The sequence below is a fragment of the Pseudomonas sp. GW823-FHT03E05 genome, from assembly GCF_058796855.1.
The window spans coordinates 905,296-924,548 of the sequence record NZ_JBXAJB010000002.1 but is presented as its reverse complement, the minus strand read 5'-3'; the positions used below and the strand labels follow the sequence as shown (position 1 = coordinate 924,548).

The window sequence follows — 19,253 nt, the reverse complement described above, 5'->3', positions numbered from 1 at the left end:
AAGCGTCCGAGTGATAGGCTGCATCGCAAGGAGTTTAGATGAGTGCCGATAACGCCTACGCGGTCGAGCTGAAGGGACTGTCCTTCAAGCGCGGTACGCGCAGCATTTTCAATAACGTGGATATCCGTATTCCGCGGGGCAAGGTCACCGGCATCATGGGGCCTTCCGGCTGTGGGAAGACCACCCTGTTGCGCTTGATGGGCATGCAGTTGCGGCCCAGCAGCGGCGAAGTGTGGGTCAATGGCCAGAATCTGCCGAGCCTTTCGCGCAGCGATCTGTTCGACGCGCGCAAGCAGATGGGCGTGCTGTTCCAGAGCGGCGCACTGTTCACCGACCTGGACGTGTTCGAGAACGTGGCCTTTCCGCTGCGGGTGCACACCCAACTGCCGGACGAAATGATTCGTGACATCGTCCTGCTCAAGTTGCAGGCGGTGGGCTTGCGCGGCGCGGTCGACCTGATGCCCGACGAGCTGTCCGGCGGCATGAAGCGCCGGGTCGCCCTGGCCCGGGCGATTGCCCTGGATCCGCAGATCCTCATGTACGACGAGCCTTTCGTGGGCCAGGACCCCATTGCCATGGGCGTTCTGGTGCGCCTGATCCGGCTGCTCAACGATGCCCTGGGCATCACCAGCATCCTGGTTTCCCACGACCTGGCGGAAACCGCGAGCATTGCCGACTACCTCTATGTAGTGGGCGATGGCCAGGTGTTGGGCCAGGGAACTCCCGAAGAGCTGATGGACTCCGATAATCCGCGTATCCGTCAGTTCATGAAGGGCGATCCCGACGGCCCGGTGCCGTTTCACTTTCCAGCGACGGACTACCGCGCAGATCTTCTGGGGAAGCGCTGATGCGCAAAATATCGCTAATCGAGAGGGTTCGCCTCTTCGGTCGCTCAGGCATCGATGTCCTGGCGGTACTGGGGCGTTCCACGCTGTTCCTGTTCCATGCGCTGCTGGGCCGCGGTGGCATCGGCGGCAGCTTTGGCCTGCTGGTCAAGCAACTGCACTCAGTGGGCGTGATGTCCCTGGTGATCATTGTCGTGTCCGGGATCTTCATCGGCATGGTGCTGGCGCTGCAGGGCTTCAATATCCTTTCCAGCTACGGTTCGGAGCAGGCGGTGGGGCAGATGGTGGCCCTGACCCTGTTGCGGGAGCTGGGGCCGGTAGTAACTGCGCTGCTGTTCGCCGGGCGTGCCGGCTCGGCGCTGACCGCGGAAATCGGCAACATGAAGTCCACCGAGCAGCTCTCCAGCCTGGAGATGATCGGTGTCGACCCGCTCAAGTACATCATTGCGCCGCGCCTGTGGGCTGGCTTCATTTCCCTGCCATTGCTGGCGATGATTTTCAGCGTGGTGGGCATCTGGGGCGGTTCGTGGGTCGCTGTCGACTGGCTGGGAGTCTACGACGGCTCCTACTGGGCGAACATGCAGAACAGCGTGACCTTCAGTGGTGACGTGCTCAACGGTGTGATCAAAAGTATTGTTTTTGCGTTTGTAGTGACCTGGATCGCCGTTTTCCAAGGCTATGACTGTGAGCCCACTTCAGAGGGGATCAGCCGTGCCACTACCAAGACCGTGGTGTATGCCTCGTTGGCCGTACTCGGCTTGGACTTTATTCTGACCGCCTTGATGTTTGGAGATTTCTGATGCAAAACCGCACCCTGGAAATCGGTGTCGGCCTTTTCCTGCTGGCCGGCATCCTGGCTTTGCTGTTGCTTGCCCTGCGAGTCAGTGGCTTGTCTCCAACCGCGAGCACCGATACTTATAAACTTTACGCCTACTTCGACAATATCGCCGGTTTGACGGTCAGAGCCAAAGTGACCATGGCCGGCGTAACCATCGGCAAGGTCACGGCGATCGATCTGGACCGTGACAGCTTCACTGGCCGGGTAACGATGCAATTGGAAAAGCGCGTGGATAATCTGCCGACTGACTCCACTGCATCTATCCTGACTGCTGGCCTGTTGGGTGAGAAATACATCGGTATCAGCGTGGGCGGGGAAGAAGCCTTGCTCAAGGATGGTGGAACCATCCACGACACCCAGTCGTCGCTGGTATTGGAGGACCTGATCGGTAAATTCCTGCTCAATACCGTTAGCAAAGACGCCAAATGAGGAGTTTTTCGATGATCTCAATCTTGCGACGTGGCCTGTTGGTGCTGCTGGCGGCTCTGCCGTTGCTGGCCAACGCGGCAAGCACGCCTTCCGCGCATGATCTGGTGCAGGACACGACCACCCGTCTGCTCGCTGACCTGGCGGCCAATAAAGAGAAGTACAAGCAAAGCCCGAACGACTTCTACAATGCCTTGAACAGCATCGTCGGTCCTGTGGTGGATGCCGACGGCATTTCCCGCAGCATCATGACCGTCAAGTATTCGCGCAAGGCCACGCCGGAGCAGATGGCGCGCTTCCAGGAAAACTTCAAGCGCAGCCTGATGCAGTTCTATGGCAATGCCTTGCTGGAGTACAACAACCAGGGCATCACGGTTTCTCCGGCCAAGGATGAAAGCGGCACCCGCACCAGCGTCGATATGCAGGTCAAGGGCAACAACGGCGCGATCTACCCAGTGTCCTACACCCTGGAAAAGATCAACGACGAGTGGAAAGTGCGTAACGTGATCATCAACGGCATCAATATCGGCAAGCTGTTCCGTGATCAGTTCGCCGACGCGATGCAGCGCAATGGCAACAACCTGGACAAGACCATCGACGGCTGGGCCGGTGAGGTGGCCAAGGCCAAGGAAGTGACCGAAGACGCTGCACAAAAGGCTGCGCAATGAGTGAATCGGCCGTGCGCCTCGGTGATGCCGGGGAACTGTTGATCAGCGGCGTGCTGGATTACCGCAGCGGCCCGGGCCTGCGCAAGCAGGGCCAGGCGCTGATCAAGTCGAGCCAGGCACCGGCGCTGGTGCTCGATTGCTCGGCGGTGGAGAAGTCCTCCAGCGTCGGACTCGCGCTGCTGCTGGCCTTCATGCGTGATGGCCAGGCACTGGGCAAGGCGGTGAGCGTTCGTGCGCTGCCCGAGGACATGCGCGAGATCGCCGAGGTCTCCGGAGTCACCGAAATCTTCGCCCATCCCCAATAACCCACATCTCTATATAGAAGCCCCCCGTCAGAGTCCTGCTATGCGGGGTTCGCAGGCGCGGGGCTTTTTTGTATGATGTCCGACCCGCGCGCACAGGGCGCCGATTGAGGTTGAGCATGCAGGCCAACGAAGTGAAGAGCTTTCTTGAGGGAAAGCTGCCCGGAGCTCAGGTAGAAGTTGAGGGCGAAGGCTGCAACTTTCAGCTGAACGTGATTAGCGACGAACTGTCGGCCTTGAGCCCGGTGAAGCGTCAGCAGAGCATCTATGCCCATTTGAATCCATGGATTGCCGATGGCAGCATCCACGCGATCACCATGAAATTTTTCAGCCGCGCGGCCTGGGCCGAGCGCACCTGAGCCCAAGGGCGTCGAGACTGTTATGGATAAATTGATTATTACCGGCGGCGTTCGCCTTGATGGCGAGATCCGCATTTCCGGGGCCAAGAACTCCGCGCTGCCGATTCTGGCGGCAACCCTGCTGTGCGATGGCCCGGTCACCGTGGCCAACCTGCCGCACCTGCACGACATTACCACCATGATCGAGCTGTTCGGTCGCATGGGTATCGAGCCGGTGATCGACGAGAAACTCAGCGTCGAAATCGACCCGCGTACCATCAAGACCCTGGTGGCACCCTACGAGCTGGTGAAAACCATGCGCGCCTCGATCCTGGTACTGGGCCCGATGGTTGCCCGTTTCGGCGAAGCCGAAGTGGCCCTGCCTGGCGGTTGCGCCATCGGCTCGCGTCCGGTGGACCTGCACATCCGCGGCCTGGAAGCCATGGGCGCGGTGATCGACGTCGAAGGCGGCTACATCAAGGCCAAGGCGCCTGAGGGTGGCCTGCGCGGCGCGAATTTCTTCTTCGATACCGTGAGCGTGACCGGTACCGAGAACATCATGATGGCTGCAGCCCTGGCCCGTGGCCGCAGCGTGCTGCAGAACGCCGCTCGCGAACCAGAAGTCGTGGACCTGGCGAACTTCCTGATCGCCATGGGCGCGAAGATTTCCGGCGCCGGCACCGACACCATCACCATCGATGGCGTAGAGCGCCTGCATTCGGCGATCTACAAAGTGATGCCTGACCGTATCGAAACCGGCACCTACCTGGTGGCCGCTGCGGTCACCGGTGGCCGCGTCAAGGTCAAGGACACCGATCCCACCATCCTTGAAGCCGTTCTGGAAAAGCTCAAGGAAGCCGGCGCTGAAGTCACCACCGGCAGCGACTGGATCGAGCTCAACATGCACGGCAAGCGCCCCAAGGCGGTCAACGTGCGTACCGCTCCGTACCCGGCGTTCCCCACCGACATGCAGGCGCAGTTCATTTCCCTGAACGCGATTGCCGAAGGTACTGGCGCGGTGATCGAGACCATCTTCGAAAACCGCTTCATGCACGTCTATGAGCTGCACCGCATGGGCGCCAAGATCCAGGTCGAAGGCAACACCGCCATCGTTACCGGTACCGAAATCCTCAAGGGCGCGCCTGTCATGGCTACCGACCTGCGGGCTTCGGCCAGCCTGGTGATCTCGGCCCTGATGGCCGAAGGCGACACCCTGATCGATCGCATCTACCACATCGACCGTGGTTACGAGTGCATCGAAGAGAAGCTGCAGATGCTCGGCGCCAAGATCCGTCGCGTACCGGGCTAGTTGCATGACGGGCACAGGGAGGTGCCCACTGCCGAATCTGTTCCACGTCGAGCCTGTCTTCAGGCTCGACGCATGTCTGGCGCCGTTTGCGTCCGGGCATCAGTCGCCGCATAAGGACTTACGTTACTCATGTTGACCATCGCACTGTCCAAGGGCCGTATCCTCGACGACACGCTGCCGCTTCTGGCTGAAGCGGGCATCGTGCCAACCGAGAATCCGGACAAGAGCCGCAAACTGATCATCCCCACGACCCAGGACGATGTCCGCCTGTTGATCGTGCGTGCCACTGACGTGCCGACCTATGTCGAGCATGGCGCTGCCGACCTCGGGGTGGCCGGCAAGGACGTCCTGATGGAATACACCGGCCAGGGCCTGTATGAGCCACTGGACCTGCAGATTGCCCAGTGCAAGCTGATGACTGCCGGTGCCATTGGCGCCGCAGAACCCAAGGGCCGCCTGCGCGTGGCCACCAAGTTCGTCAACGTAGCCAAGCGCTACTACGCCGAGCAGGGTCGTCAGGTGGACATCATCAAGCTCTACGGTTCCATGGAGCTGGCGCCGCTGATCGGCCTGGCCGACAAGATCATCGACGTGGTCGACACTGGCAATACCCTGCGGGCCAACGGCCTGGAACCCCAGGAACTGATTGCTACCATCAGCTCCCGCCTGGTGGTCAACAAGGCATCGATGAAGATGCAGCACGCCCGTATCCAGGCGTTGATCGATACCCTGCGCAAGGCAGTGGAATCGCGACACCGCGGCTGATTCACATGCGTGGCCTTGAGCCGCGCCCATCTATCCGCGTCATAGCCAGAATGCTCAGGTGCCCACGCGGATGGCTTGGTAGTCTTGCGGCGCCTGAGCTTTGCAAATCCAAGCTTGCCCTTTTGTGCATTCGCCAATCATTGAGGCCTTCGCTATGACCGCTCCGACTGCAATTCGCCGACTCAACGCTGCCGACCCGGATTTCGCCCGTCATCTGGATCATCTGCTGAGCTGGGAAAGTGTCTCTGACGATTCGGTCAATCAGCGGGTGCTGGACATCATCAAGGCCGTGCGCGAGCGCGGCGATGCGGCGCTGGTGGAGTTCACCCAGCGTTTTGACGGCTTGCAAGTGGCCTCCATGGCAGACCTGATCCTGCCGCGCGAGCGCCTGGAGCTGGCCCTGACCCGGATCACCGTGGCCCAGCGCGAAGCCCTGGAAAAGGCCGCGGCGCGGGTGCGCAGCTACCACGAGAAGCAGAAACAGGACTCTTGGACCTACACCGAGGCCGACGGCACGGTGCTGGGCCAGAAGGTCACGCCGCTGGACCGCGCCGGGCTGTACGTACCGGGGGGCAAGGCGTCCTACCCGTCGTCGGTGCTGATGAACGCGATTCCGGCCAAGGTGGCGGGCGTTACCGAGGTGGTGATGGTGGTGCCGACCCCGCGTGGCGAGGTCAACGAACTGGTACTGGCTGCCGCCTGCATCGCCGGGGTCGATCGGGTGTTCACCATCGGCGGCGCCCAGGCCGTGGCCGCGCTGGCCTACGGCACCGAAAGCGTGCCCCAGGTGGACAAGGTTGTCGGCCCGGGCAACATCTATGTAGCCACCGCCAAGCGCCACGTGTTCGGCCAGGTCGGCATCGACATGATCGCCGGCCCGTCGGAGATCCTGGTGGTCTGCGACGGCCAGACCGACCCGGACTGGATCGCCATGGACCTGTTCTCCCAGGCCGAGCACGACGAAGACGCCCAGGCGATCCTGGTCAGCCCGGATGCCGAGTTCCTGGATAAAGTCGCGGCAAGCATCGCCAAGCTGCTGCCAACCATGGAGCGCGCGGAAATCATCAACACCTCGATCAATGGCCGTGGAGCCCTGATCAAGGTCCGTGACATGCAGCAAGCCATTGAAGTGGCCAACCGCATTGCCCCCGAGCACCTGGAGCTGTCCGTGGCCGACCCGCAAGCCTGGCTGCCGCAGATCCGCCACGCCGGGGCGATCTTCATGGGCCGCCACACCAGCGAAGCGCTGGGGGATTACTGCGCCGGGCCGAACCACGTGCTGCCGACTTCCGGCACCGCGCGTTTCTCGTCGCCGCTGGGGGTGTATGACTTCCAGAAACGTTCGTCGATCATCTTCTGCTCCGAGCAGGGCGCCTCTGAACTGGGCCGCACCGCCTCGGTGCTGGCCCGTGGCGAGTCGCTGACCGCCCACGCCCGCAGCGCCGAATACCGCATCGTCGATGACCAAGATCAGGGGCAATGAACATGAGCAAATTCTGGAGTCCGTTCGTCAAGAACCTGGTGCCCTACGTGCCGGGCGAACAACCCAAGCTGACCAAGCTGGTCAAGCTCAACACCAATGAAAACCCCTATGGCCCGTCGCCCAGGGCCCTGGCGGCGATGCAGGCCGAACTCAACGACAACCTGCGCCTGTACCCGGACCCCAACAGTGACCTGCTCAAGCAGGCGGTGGCCAGTTACTACGGGGTGCAGGGTAACCAGGTGTTCCTCGGCAACGGTTCCGACGAAGTCCTGGCGCACATTTTCCATGGCCTGCTGCAGCAGGAAAAACCGCTGCTGTTCCCGGACATCAGCTACAGCTTCTACCCGGTGTATTGCGGCCTGTATGGCATCGAGCACGAAGCGGTGCCACTGGACGAGCAGTTCCAGATCCGCGTGGCCGACTACGCCAGGCCCAACGGCGGGATCATCTTCCCCAACCCGAATGCGCCCACCGGCTGCCTGTTGGCCCTGGATGCGGTGGAGCAGATCCTCAAGGCCAGCCCGGATTCCGTGGTGGTGGTGGATGAGGCCTACATCGACTTCGGCGGCCAGACCGCCATCAGCCTGGTGGATCGCTACCCGAACCTGCTAGTGACCCAGACCCTGTCCAAGTCGCGCTCCCTGGCCGGCTTGCGAGTGGGCCTGGCGGTAGGGCACCCGGATCTGATCGAGGCCCTGGAGCGGGTCAAGAACAGCTTCAACTCCTACCCGCTGGATCGCCTGGCGATCGTCGGAGCGGCGGCGGCCTTCGAGGACCGCGAGTACTTCGCCAAGACCTGCCAGCAAGTGATCGACAGTCGCGAATGGGTGGTGGCGCAGTTGCAGGCCAAGGGCTTCGAAGTGCTGCCGTCGGCGGCCAACTTCATCTTTGCCCGCCACCCGCGGCACGACGCAGCCGGCCTGGCGGCCAAGCTGCGCGAGCAAGGGGTGATAGTGCGCCACTTCAAGCAGCAGCGGATCGCTCAGTTCCTGCGAATCAGCATCGGCACACAGGAACAGAACCAGGCGCTGATCGACGGCCTGGGCGAGCTGTAGTCCAGGCGCCTGGCTTCCGAGGCGGCCGTACCTTCATTCGTGGTGCGGCTCGCCGAGGAAGGTCAGGGAGCTGAACAGTCCGCGTGAGGCCACATCCGGGTTGTCCTTGAGCGCTACCTCCAGCTCTGCGGCAATCACGTTCAAGCCTTCGTTCCTCACCAGCACTTGGGCGCGTCCCTGGGCATCGGTCTCGGTGCTCAGGGTGCTCGGTGCATTGCGGTAATCGCCAATCAACTTCACCCCGGCCACCGGCTGCCCATCCAGCAGCACCCGCACCGGCAGGTTCTTGCCCGGGCCGACGGTCAGCGGGTCGACTTCCGGCAGGATCACCAGCTTGAGCTGTTCCAGCTTGGGCAGCTTCGCTCCCGGTTGATAGATCGCCAGGCTGTACTTGTACGTGTGAGTCGAGGCGATGGCCCCCGGGACCTTGCTGCGACCCTGGTTGACCCAGCGCTTGTCCGCGGTTTGCGACCAGGGGCCGTTGTCCAGTGCCACGGCCAGTACCGCCGGCGGCTTGAGCGGTTGCAGGCGTGCGTGGTCCGCCAGGCGTTGCACGGTCACCGGAATCATTCTGGCCGCGCCGTCATAGGCCCAGGCACCGCTGATTTTCTTGGCCTTGAAGGCGTCGTCTTCGGCGCCGTGGCCGTAGATCACTTCGATATTGCCGCGTCGTTGTTCGGTCCACAGGCCGTGGGCCGAGGCCTGGGTGGCGCCCAGTGTGGCGAGCAGGCCCAGCAGGGCGATGGATTTGAGGCTGTGCATGGCGGCTCTCTTCTACAGGTTGAGTGTGAGGCTGAGGGTGAAATTGCGCGGTTCGCCGGGATTGACCCAGTAGTTGCTGTAGGAGCGTTCGTAGTACTTCTCGTCGAACAGGTTGTTCAGGTTCAGGCCCAGGGTCAGGTTGTCGCTGGCCTTGTAGTGGGCCAGCAGGTCCAGGGTGCGGTAGGCGGGCAGCTCGAAGCTGCCTCCGGCCTCGCCCGAGCGGTCGCCGACATAGGTCAGGGCTGCGCCGATGTCCGAGCCCTTGAGCCGGCCGTCCTGGAATTCATAGACCCCCAGCAGGCTGGCGCTGTGCTTGGCCACGCCGAGAATGCGGCTGCCGGCGGGGATTGCCGGGTCGCCCTTGGTGACTTGCGCATCAATCAGCGCATAGGCGCCTATCACGCGCACCGCGTCGGTCAACTGGCCGCTGAACTGCAGGTCGAAGCCCTGGCTGCGGGCCTTGCCCATGGCGCGGCTGGAGTCGGTGCCAGGGTCCAGGGCCAGGACGTTTTCCTTGTCGATATGGAAGGCGGCGAGGGTGGCGCTCAAGCGCTCGTCGAACAGCTCGCTCTTGATCCCCACTTCATAGCCAACGCCTTCCTCGGGCTTGAAGGTCTTGCCGCCCGCATCCAGCCCATTGTTGGGCTTGAACGAGGTGGAGGCGTTGGCGAACAGCCCCACCTGCGGGGTCAGTTGGTAGAGCAGGCCGGCGCGCTGGGTCAGGGCATCGTGGTTCTGGCGGCTGCGCTTGCCGGTGGTGTGGTCGTCGATCTTTTGCTCGAAGTGTTCAAAGCGGGCGCCGACCATGCCTCGCAGGCGGTCAGTGAAGATGATCTGGTCCTGCAGGTTGAGGGCCTGGCTTTCGACATGCTCGAAAAAGTCCGTGCCAGAGCGTTTGCCGTTGGGCTTGGCCTGACCGTAGATCGGGTCGTAGATATCGATGGCATAGGCGCCGCCGGCAATGCTGGTGACCCGCTCGTTCTTGCGGTAGTTCTCGTATTCGCTGCCGATCAGCAGTTCATGCTGCCAACTGCCGAGGTCGAACAGGCCGCGCAGTTCCAGCTGGGTGATGCTGTCATGCCAGTTGTTGTCCCGCTCGCGGTAGCGCCGGTTGACCGTGTGCCGGTCGGCGTTCAGCGGTCGGGTTTCGGAGGCGAAGCCCCAGAGCTTGCCTTCCTTGTAGTGGCTGGCCAGACGCAGTTTCCAGCTGTCATTGAGGTGGTGTTCCAGGGTGGCCTGGAGCATGTTGTTGTGGTTGTCGATGTTGCCGTCGTTGGGTTCGCCGAGGAAGGTCGAGCGGGAGACGCCGCTCCAGCGATTGTTCGGGGCCACGATGCCGCGGTCGAAGGTCGAGCTGTGGCGCACCCATTCGCTTTCCAGCAGCAGGCTGGTGTCCGGGTTCAACTGCCAGCTGAAGGAAGGCGCGACGAACACCCGGCGGCTGTCCACGTGGTCGCGAAAGCTGTGGTTGTCCTCCACGGCCAGGTTGACTCGGGACAGCAGGTTGCCCTGGGCATCCAGCGGGGTGTTGAGGTCCAGGGCGGTGCGGTAGCGGTCCCAGCTGCCAGCACTGGTCTGCAAGGTCGCGAAGGCTTCGGGCTGGGGTTTCTTGGTGACGATATTCACCGTGCCGCCGGGGTCGCCACGGCCGTAGAGGCTGGCGGCCGGCCCCTTGAGCACTTCGATGCGCTCGACAGTGGCGGCGTCCGGGGTACTGGGATAGCCGCGGTTGGCGCTGAAGCCGTCCTTGTAGAACTCCGAGGTGGTGAAGCCGCGCACGCTGTATTCATACAGGGTCAGCCCGCCGAAGTTGTTCTGCTTGGAAACCCCGCCGGCAAACTCCAGGGCGCGTTCGACGTTGTTGCTGCCCAGGTCCTTGAGCACGCTGGCGGGGATCACGCTGATGGATTGGGGAATGTCGCGGATCGCCGTATCGGTCTTCGTCGCGCTGGCCGAGCGTGTGGCCCGATAGCCCTTGACCGGGCCCGTGGCGGATTCGTATTCGGTGCTGATACGGGTGGTTTCAAGTTCCAGCGGCTCAGGTTCTTTGGCCAGCAGCGGATCTGCCAGCAGGCCCAGGGTCAGGCCTGCCAAGGGGAGGATTCTTCGGGACGTCATGGGGCTGTTCCAATAGCGATATTGAAACAATATAACATGACTAATGAGAATGTATGCTGTTAGCCCGGCGTGGCCGGGCCCAGCTTCACTCTTCTTCTTTGACGGGCGCGGGCGGTGGTCGCAGGCCGATTTCTGCCGTCAGCTTGAGTTCCTTGCCGTTGCGCATGACCAGGATCGAGACTTTGTCCGTCGGTTTGATCCGCGCCACCTGGTTCATCGAACGCCGGCCGTCGCCGGCAGGTTCGCCATCGATACTGAGGATCACGTCACCCAGTTGCATCCCGGCTTTCTGCGCCGGGCCGTCGCGGAAGATCCCCGCCACCACGATTCCCGGGCGCCCGGCCAGGCCGAAGGACTCTGCCAGCTCCTGAGTCAAGGGTTGCACTTCGATCCCCAGCCAGCCGCGGATGACCTGGCCGTGCTCGATGATCGACTTCATCACTTCCATGGCCAGCTTGATCGGGATCGCAAAACCGATGCCTTGGGAGCCGCCGGACTTGGAGAAGATCGCGGTGTTGATCCCGGTCAGGTTGCCGTTGGCGTCCACCAGGGCGCCACCGGAGTTGCCCGGGTTGATGGCGGCGTCGGTCTGGATGAAGTCTTCGTAGTTGTTCAGGCCCAGCTGGTTGCGCCCGGTGGCACTGATGATGCCCATGGTCACGGTCTGGCCGACCCCGAACGGGTTGCCGATGGCCAGCGCGACGTCGCCGACGCGGACGTTTTCCGAACGGCCGACGGTGATCGAAGGCAGGTTCTTCAAGTCGATCTTGAGCACCGCCAGGTCGGTTTCCGGATCGCTGCCGATCACCCGGGCCAGGGTCTCGCGACCGTCCTTGAGTGCCACCACGATCTGCTCGGCACCGGAGGTCACATGGTTGTTGGTCAGCAGGTAGCCCTCGGGGCTCATGATCACCCCCGAGCCCAGGCTCGATTCCATGCGCTGCTGCTTGGGCAGGTTGTCGCCGAAAAAGCGCCTGAACTGCGGGTCTTCAAAGAGCGGGTGAGCCGGCTTGTTGATGACCTTGGTGGTGTACAGGTTGACCACCGCGGGCGCGGCGATCACCACGGCGTCGGCGTAGGACACCGGCCCCTGTTGCGTGCTGGTGGTTTGCGGGGCTTGCTGCAGATTGACGTCGAGGCTGGGCAGGCCCACCCATTGCGGGTAGCGTTGGATAATCAACAACGCGATAAGCACGCCGGCCAGTAGCGGCCAGCCAAAAAAACGCAGAGCCTTGAGCATTGAGCAAGTCCTGGGTGGTTACGAAGGGCTGCGCACGGCCCATAATGTCGCGCATTATACGAGGCCGCGCGTGCCTCTGAACGGGATATTTAGGAGTCTTTTATGGCCGTTGCCCTGAGCACACTGGTGGAAGAAGCGGACCGTTACCTGGGCAGTTCACGTATTGCCGATTACTGCCCCAATGGCCTGCAGGTCGAAGGGCGCCCGCAGGTGATGCGCATCGTCAGTGGCGTGACCGCCAGCCAGGCGTTGCTGGACGCTGCGGTGGAGGCCAAGGCCGACCTGGTGCTGGTGCATCACGGCTACTTCTGGAAGGGCGAGAACCCCTGCATCACCGGCATGAAGCAGCGTAGGCTGAAAACCCTGCTCAAGCACGACATCAGCCTGCTGGCCTATCACTTGCCCCTGGACCTGCACCCGGAAGTGGGCAACAACGTGCAACTGGCCCGTCAGCTGGACATCACCGTGGAAGGCCCGCTGGACCCGGAAAACCCCAAGGTCGTCGGCCTGGTTGGTTCCCTCGGCGAGCCGATGACCGCGCGGGACTTTGCCCGCCGGGTGCAAGAGGCAATGGGGCGAGAGCCGCTGCTGATCGAAGGCAGCGAGATGATCCGTCGGGTCGGCTGGTGCACCGGTGGCGGCCAGGGCTACATCGACCAGGCGGTGCAGGCCGGCGTCGACCTGTACCTCAGTGGCGAAGCCTCGGAGCAGACCTTCCACAGTGCCCGGGAAAACGACATCAGCTTCATTGCCGCCGGCCATCACGCCACCGAGCGTTATGGCGTCCAGGCCCTGGGTGACTACCTGGCTCGGCGCTTCGCCCTGGAGCACCTGTTCATCGACTGCCCCAACCCCATCTGACCCCCGGCAGGAGCCGGCTTGCCGGCGAAAAGATCTTCAGCCCGAAGGTGCGCTTGAAAGCGCCTTCGCTGGCAAGCCAGCTCCTGCAGAGCGGCGCCTGGGGCCTAACGGAGCGGTATATTCATATACCGTTTCGTTCTAGTTGGCTCCCTGATTAGAAGCAGGTCGCTGTGCTAGCATGCCCCGCTCGAACACGGCCCGATGGCCGTCCATAAGAAAGCTTTCGTGAGTAGCCATGGTCGACAAACTGACGCATCTGAAACAGCTGGAGGCGGAAAGCATCCACATCATCCGCGAGGTGGCCGCCGAGTTCGACAACCCGGTGATGCTGTACTCCATCGGTAAAGACTCCGCCGTGATGTTGCATCTGGCTCGCAAGGCGTTCTTCCCCGGCAAGCTGCCGTTCCCGGTGATGCACGTCGATACCCAGTGGAAATTCCAGGAAATGTACAAGTTCCGCGACCGTATGGTCGAAGAGCTGGGCCTGGACCTGATCACCCACGTCAACCCGGATGGCGTGGCCCAGGGCATCAACCCTTTCACCCACGGCAGTGCCAAGCACACCGACATCATGAAGACCGAGGGCCTCAAGCAGGCTCTGGACAAACATGGTTTCGACGCCGCGTTCGGCGGTGCCCGCCGCGATGAAGAGAAGTCCCGCGCCAAGGAGCGCGTCTACTCGTTCCGCGACAGCAAGCACCGCTGGGACCCGAAGAACCAGCGCCCCGAGCTGTGGAACGTCTACAACGGCAAGGTCAACAAGGGCGAGTCGATCCGTGTGTTCCCCCTGTCCAACTGGACCGAGCTGGACATCTGGCAGTACATCTACCTCGAAGGCATCCCGATCGTGCCGCTGTACTTCGCCGCCGAGCGTGAAGTGATCGAGAAGAACGGCACCCTGATCATGATCGATGACGAGCGCATCCTCGAGCATCTGTCCGATGAAGAGAAAGCCCGCATCGTCAAAAAGAAAGTACGTTTCCGTACCCTTGGCTGCTACCCGTTGACGGGCGCGGTGGAGTCCGAGGCCGAGAGCCTGACGGACATCATCCAGGAAATGCTCCTGACGCGAACTTCCGAGCGCCAGGGCCGGGTCATCGACCACGATGGCGCCGGCTCAATGGAAGACAAGAAACGTCAAGGTTATTTCTAAGGGGCTGTCATGTCGCATCAATCTGATTTGATCAGCGAGGACATCCTCGCGTACCTGGGCCAGCACGAACGCAAGGAGCTGCTGCGCTTTTTGACCTGCGGTAACGTCGACGACGGCAAGAGCACCCTGATCGGGCGCCTGCTGCACGACTCGAAGATGATCTACGAAGACCATCTGGAAGCCATCACCCGGGACTCGAAGAAGGTCGGCACCACCGGTGACGACATCGACCTGGCGTTGCTGGTCGACGGCCTGCAGGCCGAGCGTGAGCAGGGCATCACCATCGATGTCGCCTACCGCTATTTCTCCACCGCCAAGCGCAAGTTCATCATCGCCGACACCCCCGGCCATGAGCAGTACACCCGCAACATGGCCACCGGTGCATCCACCTGTGACCTGGCGATCATCCTGGTGGACGCCCGCTACGGCGTGCAGACCCAGACCCGTCGCCACAGCTTCATCGCCTCCCTGCTGGGCATCAAGCACATCGTCGTGGCCATCAACAAGATGGACCTCAAGGACTTCGATGAAGGCGTGTTCGAATCGATCAAGGCCGACTACCTGAAGTTCGCCAAGGGCCTGAAGCTGCAGCCCACCAGCCTGCACTTCGTGCCGATGTCGGCGCTCAAGGGCGACAACGTGGTGAACAAGAGCGAGCGCTCGCCCTGGTACACCGGCCAGTCGCTGATGGAAATCCTCGAGACCGTGGAAGTGGCCGGCGACCGCAACTTCACCGACCTGCGTTTCCCGGTGCAGTATGTCAACCGTCCGAACCTGAACTTCCGTGGTTTTGCCGGCACCCTGGCCAGCGGCATTGTGCACAAGGGCGACGAGATCGTCGTGTTGCCGTCGGGCAAGAGCAGCCGGGTCAAGTCCATCGTCACCTTCGAAGGTGAACTGGAGCAGGCCGGCCCGGGCCAGGCCGTGACCCTGACCATGGAAGATGAAATCGATATCTCCCGCGGCGACCTGCTGGTGCATGCCGACAACGTGCCGCCGGTCACCGACAGCTTCGAAGCCATGCTGGTATGGATGGCCGAAGAGCCGATGCTGCCGGGCAAGAAGTACGACATCAAGCGCGCCACCAGCTATGTGCCGGGCTCGATTGCCAGCATCCATCACAAGGTCGATGTGAACACCCTGGAAGAGGGCGCGGCCAGCGCGCTGCAACTGAACGAGATCGGCAAGGTCAAGATCAGCCTCGACGCGCCGATTGCCCTGGATGGTTACGAAAGCAATCGCACCACCGGTGCTTTCATCGTCATCGACCGCTTGACCAACGGCACCGTCGGCGCCGGCATGATCATCGCCCAGCCGGTGGCCCATGGCAGCGTCACCCAACACGGCAAGCTGGCTCATGTAGCCACCGAAGAGCGTGCCCAGCGTTTCGGCCAGCAACCGGCTACCGTGCTGTTCAGCGGCCTGTCGGGTGCGGGCAAGAGCACCCTGGCCTACGCGGTCGAGCGCAAGCTGTTCGACATGGGGCGCGCGGTGTATGTGCTCGATGGCCAGAACCTGCGGCATGACCTGAACAAGGGCCTGCCCCAGGACCGTGCCGGGCGTACCGAGAACTGGCGGCGCGCGGCCCATGTGGCCCGTCAGTTCAACGAAGCCGGGCTGCTGACCCTGGCGGCGTTCGTGGCACCGAGTGCCGAAGGGCGCGAGCAGGCCAAGGACCTGATCGGCAAGGAGCGTCTGCTGACGGTCTACGTCCAGGCATCGCCTGCGGTGTGCGCCGAGCGTGATCCGCAGGGCCTGTACGCGGCCGGCGGGGATAACATCCCGGGCGAGTCCTTCCCCTATGACGTGCCGCTCAATGCCGATCTGGTGATCGACACCCAGTCGCTGTCGCTGGAAGAAAGCGTCAAGCAGGTGTTGGACCTGTTGCGCAGCCGCGGCGCGATCTAAGCCATAGCAAAAAAGCCCGCAGCCGAGTGATCGGCTGCGGGCTTTTTTGTGCGCTTCAGATAGCGTTCGCCGGTAAGTAGGGTGCAGGACCGCAGGAGCTGGCTTGCCAGCGAAAAGGCCCTCAGGGTCTTGCCGGATACTCCCGATGCAGCGTTTCGAGCAGCGCATCCTTGTCCAGCCACTGCTGGTTGATCCAGCCCTGGAATTCCTGGCGATAGGCCGTGTCCTGCTCGTAGTTCTTGCCAAGGAACTGCGCCGGGATCTGCACCTCTTCGAAACGCACCACCACATCCTTGACCCTGCCGCACAGCAGGTCCCAGAAACCGGGGCGGCCCGCTGGGTAGTGGATGGTCACATCGATGATCGACTGCAGTTGCTCGCCCATGGCATCCAGGACAAAGGCGATGCCGCCGGCCTTGGGCTTGAGCAGGTAGCGGAACGGCGATTGCTGCTGGGCGTGCTTGGCGTCGGTAAAGCGCGTGCCCTCGACGAAGTTGAAGATGCCCACCGGGTTGTTGCGAAACTTCGCACAGGTCTTGCGCGTGGTTTCCAGGTCCTTGCCTTTCTTTTCCGGGTGCTTCTCCAGGTACGCCTTGGAGTAGCGCTTCATGAACGGAAAGCCCAGGGCCCACCAGGCCAGACCAATCACCGGCACCCAGATCAGCTCCTGCTTGAGGAAGAACTTCAGGGGGCGGATACGCCGGTTGAGCACGTACTGCAGGACCATGATGTCGACCCAGCTCTGGTGGTTGCTGGTGACCAGGTAGGAGTGCTGGTAATCCAGGCCTTCCAGGCCCTGCACGTGCCAACGGGTACGGCATACCAACTGCATCCAGGCCTTGTTGTTGCTGATCCAGGCTTCGTGGGTGTGGTTCATCAGCCACAGGCTCAAGCGCTGGGTGAGGGCGAACGGCAGGGCCTTGACCAACGCCACGCAGAACAGGAACGAGCACAGCAGGATGGTGTTCAGCGCCAACAGGAGCGAGGCGATGACTCCGCGCACCACGGCAGGTAGGAATTCCAGCATTTAGACATCCATAGGTCGGTTGGCGGCTTGAATCGCGGTAAGGGCGATGGTGTAGACGATGTCGTCCACCTGGGCGCCCCGGGGCAGGTCGTTCACCGGTTTGCGCAGGCCTTGCAGCATCGGCCCCAGGCTCACGCAATCGGCGCTGCGTTGCACCGCCTTGTGGGTGGTGTTGCCGGTGTTGAGGTCAGGGAACACGAAGACCGTGGCCTTGCCCGCGACCTGGCTGCTGGGGGCCAGTTGCCGGGCGACGTTTTCGTTGGCCGCGGCGTCGTATTGCAACGGCCCGTCGATCAGCAGCGAACGCTGGGCTTCGTGGGCCAGCAGAGTGGCTTCGCGAACTTTCTCCACTTCCTCGCCGCTAGCCGAGTCGCCGCTGGAGTAGCTGATCATCGCCACGCGCGGGGTGATACCGAAGGCGGCTGCCGAGTCGGCGCTCTGCAGGGCGATTTCCGCCAGCTCGCTGGCGCTGGGGTGCGGGTTCATCACGCAGTCGCCATACACCAGCACTTCCTCGGGGAACAGCATGAAGAACACCGAGGACACCAGGCTGCAGCCCGGCGCGGTCTTGATCAACTGCAGGGCCGGGCGGATGGTGTTGGCAGTGGAGTGGATGACCCCGGAAACCAGGCCATCGACTTCATCCAGGGCCAGCATCACCGTGCCGATCACCACCGGATCTTCCAGCTGCTGCTCGGCCATGGGAGCGTTGAGGCTCTTGCTCTTGCGCAGGGCCACCATGGGCTCCACATAGCGTTGGCGAATCAGGTCCGGGTCGAGAATCTCCAGGCCTTCGGGCAGTTCGATGCCCTGGGCCCGGGCCACCGCGTGCACGTCCTCGGGCTTGGCCAGCAGCACGCAGCGGGCGATGCCCCGGGCCTGGCAGATGGCGGCGGCCTGCACGGTCAGCGGCTCGCTGCCTTCAGGCAGGACGATACGCTTGTTGGCCTGCTGGGCGCGCTGGATCAACTGGTAGCGGAACACCGCAGGTGACAGGCGCATTTCCCGTGGGGTGCCGCAGCGCTGGTGCAGCCAGTTGGCGTCCAGGTGACTGGCGACGAAGTCGGTGATGATTTCCGCGCGCTCGCGGTCATCGATGGGAATTTCCTTATTCAGGCCATTGAGCTGGTTGGCGGTGTCGTAGGATCCGGTGCTCACCGAAAGCACTGGCAGGCCGGCGTTCAGGGCGCCCCGGCAGAGCTCCATGATCCGCGGGTCGGGCAGGGTGTCGCTGGTCAGCAGCAGGCCGGCCAGGGGCACGCCGTTGATGGCCGCCAGGCTCACGGCGAGGATGATGTCGTCACGGTCGCCCGGGGTCACCACCAGCACGCCGGGCTTGAGCAGTTCCACAGTGTTGCGCATGGTGCGGGCGCAAATGATGATCTTGGTCATGCGCCGGCTTTCGTAGTCGCCGGCGTTGAGCACCTGGGCGCCCATCAGGTCCGCTACGTCACGGGTGCGCGGCGCGTTCAGTTCCGGTTGGAAGGGAATGCAGCCCAGCAGGCGGAAGTCGCCGCTGCGCAGCAAGGGCGAATGTTCCTTCAAGCGCGCGGAAAACGCCTCCATGCTTTCGTCGGTGCGCACCTTGTTGAGGATCACCCCCAGCACTTTCGGGTCCCGCGGACCGCCGAACAGCTGGGCCTGCAACTCGACCCGGCCGGACAGCTCGGTGAGCACTTCGTTTTCCGGGGCGGATACCAGGATCACCTCGGCATCCAGGCTTTTTGCCAGGTGCAGGTTGACCCGGGCGGCGTAGCTGGCACTGCGGGTCGGCACCATGCCTTCGACGATCAATACATCCTTGCCGATGGCTGCCTGCTGGTAGAGGGTGATGATTTCTTCCAGCAACTCATCCAGCTGGCCGTCGCCGAGCATCCGCTCCACATGGGCCAGGCCCAGGGGTTGTGGCGGTTTCAGGCCATGGGTGCGCGCCACCAGTTCGGTGGAACGCTCGGGGCCGGTGTCACCGGGGTGAGGTTGGGCTATGGGTTTGAAGAAGCCGACCTTGAGGCCAGCCCGTTCCAGCGTACGCACCAGCCCGAGGCTGATGGAGGTCAGACCCACTCCAAAATCGGTGGGCGCGATGAAAAAAGTTTGCATGCGAATTCTCAGAAGGTGCATGGCAAAGGCGACGGTCTTTGGCCGTCTGCCTGAA

18 protein-coding genes are annotated in these 19,253 nt (G+C 62.7%); 13 read left to right on the top strand and 5 right to left on the bottom strand.

Annotated elements, in window-relative coordinates; translation table 11 throughout:
* Positions 1-38 precede the first annotated feature (38 nt).
* The 10 genes from AC1RCO_RS11985 to hisC all read left to right on the top strand — a co-directional run bounded on the left by AC1RCO_RS11985 (position 39) and on the right by hisC (position 8,029).
* Positions 39-848 carry an ATP-binding cassette domain-containing protein gene (locus tag AC1RCO_RS11985; RefSeq protein ID WP_011059275.1) on the top strand — a complete coding sequence of 270 codons (810 nt, stop codon included), beginning with the start codon at positions 39-41 and terminating at the stop codon, positions 846-848.
* Positions 848-1,645, top strand: coding sequence for a lipid asymmetry maintenance ABC transporter permease subunit MlaE (gene mlaE, locus AC1RCO_RS11980; protein WP_011059276.1), 798 nt, complete (start codon positions 848-850; stop codon positions 1,643-1,645). Before AC1RCO_RS11985 ends, mlaE begins: the two co-directional genes overlap by 1 nt.
* Entirely contained in the window at positions 1,645-2,112 is a 468-nt protein-coding gene (gene mlaD, locus AC1RCO_RS11975; protein ID WP_011059277.1) for an outer membrane lipid asymmetry maintenance protein MlaD, read from the top strand. Before mlaE ends, mlaD begins: the two co-directional genes overlap by 1 nt.
* An 11-nt stretch (positions 2,113-2,123) precedes the next feature.
* Positions 2,124-2,777 (top strand): MlaC/ttg2D family ABC transporter substrate-binding protein, encoded by a 654-nt coding sequence (locus AC1RCO_RS11970; RefSeq protein ID WP_019093344.1) that lies wholly within the window; start codon positions 2,124-2,126, stop codon positions 2,775-2,777.
* Positions 2,774-3,082, top strand: coding sequence for an STAS domain-containing protein (locus AC1RCO_RS11965; RefSeq protein WP_011059279.1), 309 nt, complete (start codon positions 2,774-2,776; stop codon positions 3,080-3,082). Before AC1RCO_RS11970 ends, AC1RCO_RS11965 begins: the two co-directional genes overlap by 4 nt.
* A 116-nt stretch (positions 3,083-3,198) precedes the next feature.
* Positions 3,199-3,438 (top strand): BolA family protein, encoded by a 240-nt coding sequence (locus AC1RCO_RS11960; protein WP_011059280.1) that lies wholly within the window; start codon positions 3,199-3,201, stop codon positions 3,436-3,438.
* A 22-nt stretch (positions 3,439-3,460) separates the two neighbouring features.
* Entirely contained in the window at positions 3,461-4,726 is a 1,266-nt protein-coding gene (gene murA, locus AC1RCO_RS11955; RefSeq protein ID WP_011059281.1) for a UDP-N-acetylglucosamine 1-carboxyvinyltransferase, read from the top strand.
* A 129-nt stretch (positions 4,727-4,855) separates the two neighbouring features.
* Complete coding sequence (gene hisG / locus AC1RCO_RS11950) at positions 4,856-5,491, top strand: ATP phosphoribosyltransferase (RefSeq protein WP_011059282.1); 636 nt, start codon at positions 4,856-4,858, stop codon at positions 5,489-5,491.
* Positions 5,492-5,645: 154 nt separating this feature from the next.
* Entirely contained in the window at positions 5,646-6,974 is a 1,329-nt protein-coding gene (hisD, locus tag AC1RCO_RS11945) for a histidinol dehydrogenase (RefSeq protein ID WP_011059283.1), read from the top strand.
* Positions 6,975-6,976: 2 nt separating this feature from the next.
* Positions 6,977-8,029, top strand: coding sequence for a histidinol-phosphate transaminase (gene hisC, locus AC1RCO_RS11940; RefSeq protein ID WP_011059284.1), 1,053 nt, complete (start codon positions 6,977-6,979; stop codon positions 8,027-8,029).
* Positions 8,030-8,062: 33 nt separating this feature from the next.
* Here the strand turns inward: hisC and AC1RCO_RS11935 are convergent, their stop codons facing one another.
* The 3 genes from AC1RCO_RS11935 to algW form a co-directional block, all read right to left on the bottom strand.
* The gene (locus AC1RCO_RS11935; protein ID WP_011059285.1) at positions 8,063-8,791 is read right to left on the bottom strand and encodes a DUF4198 domain-containing protein; all 729 of its coding nucleotides are present in this window, start codon (positions 8,789-8,791) and stop codon (positions 8,063-8,065) included.
* A gap of 12 nt (positions 8,792-8,803) precedes the next feature.
* Positions 8,804-10,909 carry a TonB-dependent siderophore receptor gene (locus AC1RCO_RS11930; protein WP_258611476.1) on the bottom strand — a complete coding sequence of 702 codons (2,106 nt, stop codon included), beginning with the start codon at positions 10,907-10,909 and terminating at the stop codon, positions 8,804-8,806.
* A gap of 85 nt (positions 10,910-10,994) precedes the next feature.
* The gene (algW, locus tag AC1RCO_RS11925; RefSeq protein WP_011059287.1) at positions 10,995-12,149 is read right to left on the bottom strand and encodes a Do family serine endopeptidase AlgW; all 1,155 of its coding nucleotides are present in this window, start codon (positions 12,147-12,149) and stop codon (positions 10,995-10,997) included.
* A 102-nt stretch (positions 12,150-12,251) separates the two neighbouring features.
* Between algW and AC1RCO_RS11920 the strand changes: the two genes are divergently transcribed.
* The 3 genes from AC1RCO_RS11920 to cysN all read left to right on the top strand — a co-directional run bounded on the left by AC1RCO_RS11920 (position 12,252) and on the right by cysN (position 16,071).
* On the top strand, positions 12,252-13,010 hold the full coding sequence (locus tag AC1RCO_RS11920; protein WP_019093347.1) for a Nif3-like dinuclear metal center hexameric protein: 759 nt from the start codon (positions 12,252-12,254) through the stop codon (positions 13,008-13,010).
* 235 nt (positions 13,011-13,245) lie between these two features.
* Positions 13,246-14,163 (top strand): sulfate adenylyltransferase subunit CysD, encoded by a 918-nt coding sequence (cysD, locus tag AC1RCO_RS11915; RefSeq protein WP_011059289.1) that lies wholly within the window; start codon positions 13,246-13,248, stop codon positions 14,161-14,163.
* A 9-nt stretch (positions 14,164-14,172) separates the two neighbouring features.
* Positions 14,173-16,071, top strand: a complete 1,899-nt coding sequence (gene cysN, locus AC1RCO_RS11910) for a sulfate adenylyltransferase subunit CysN (protein WP_011059290.1) — start codon at positions 14,173-14,175, stop codon at positions 16,069-16,071.
* 121 nt (positions 16,072-16,192) lie between these two features.
* Here cysN and yihG read toward each other — a convergent pair whose 3' ends face one another.
* The gene (yihG, locus tag AC1RCO_RS11905; protein ID WP_011059291.1) at positions 16,193-17,098 is read right to left on the bottom strand and encodes a 1-acylglycerol-3-phosphate O-acyltransferase, YihG family; all 906 of its coding nucleotides are present in this window, start codon (positions 17,096-17,098) and stop codon (positions 16,193-16,195) included.
* Positions 17,099-19,198 (bottom strand): phosphate acetyltransferase, encoded by a 2,100-nt coding sequence (pta, locus tag AC1RCO_RS11900; RefSeq protein ID WP_492617725.1) that lies wholly within the window; start codon positions 19,196-19,198, stop codon positions 17,099-17,101. It lies immediately after the preceding gene.
* Positions 19,199-19,253: the final 55 nt, after the last annotated feature.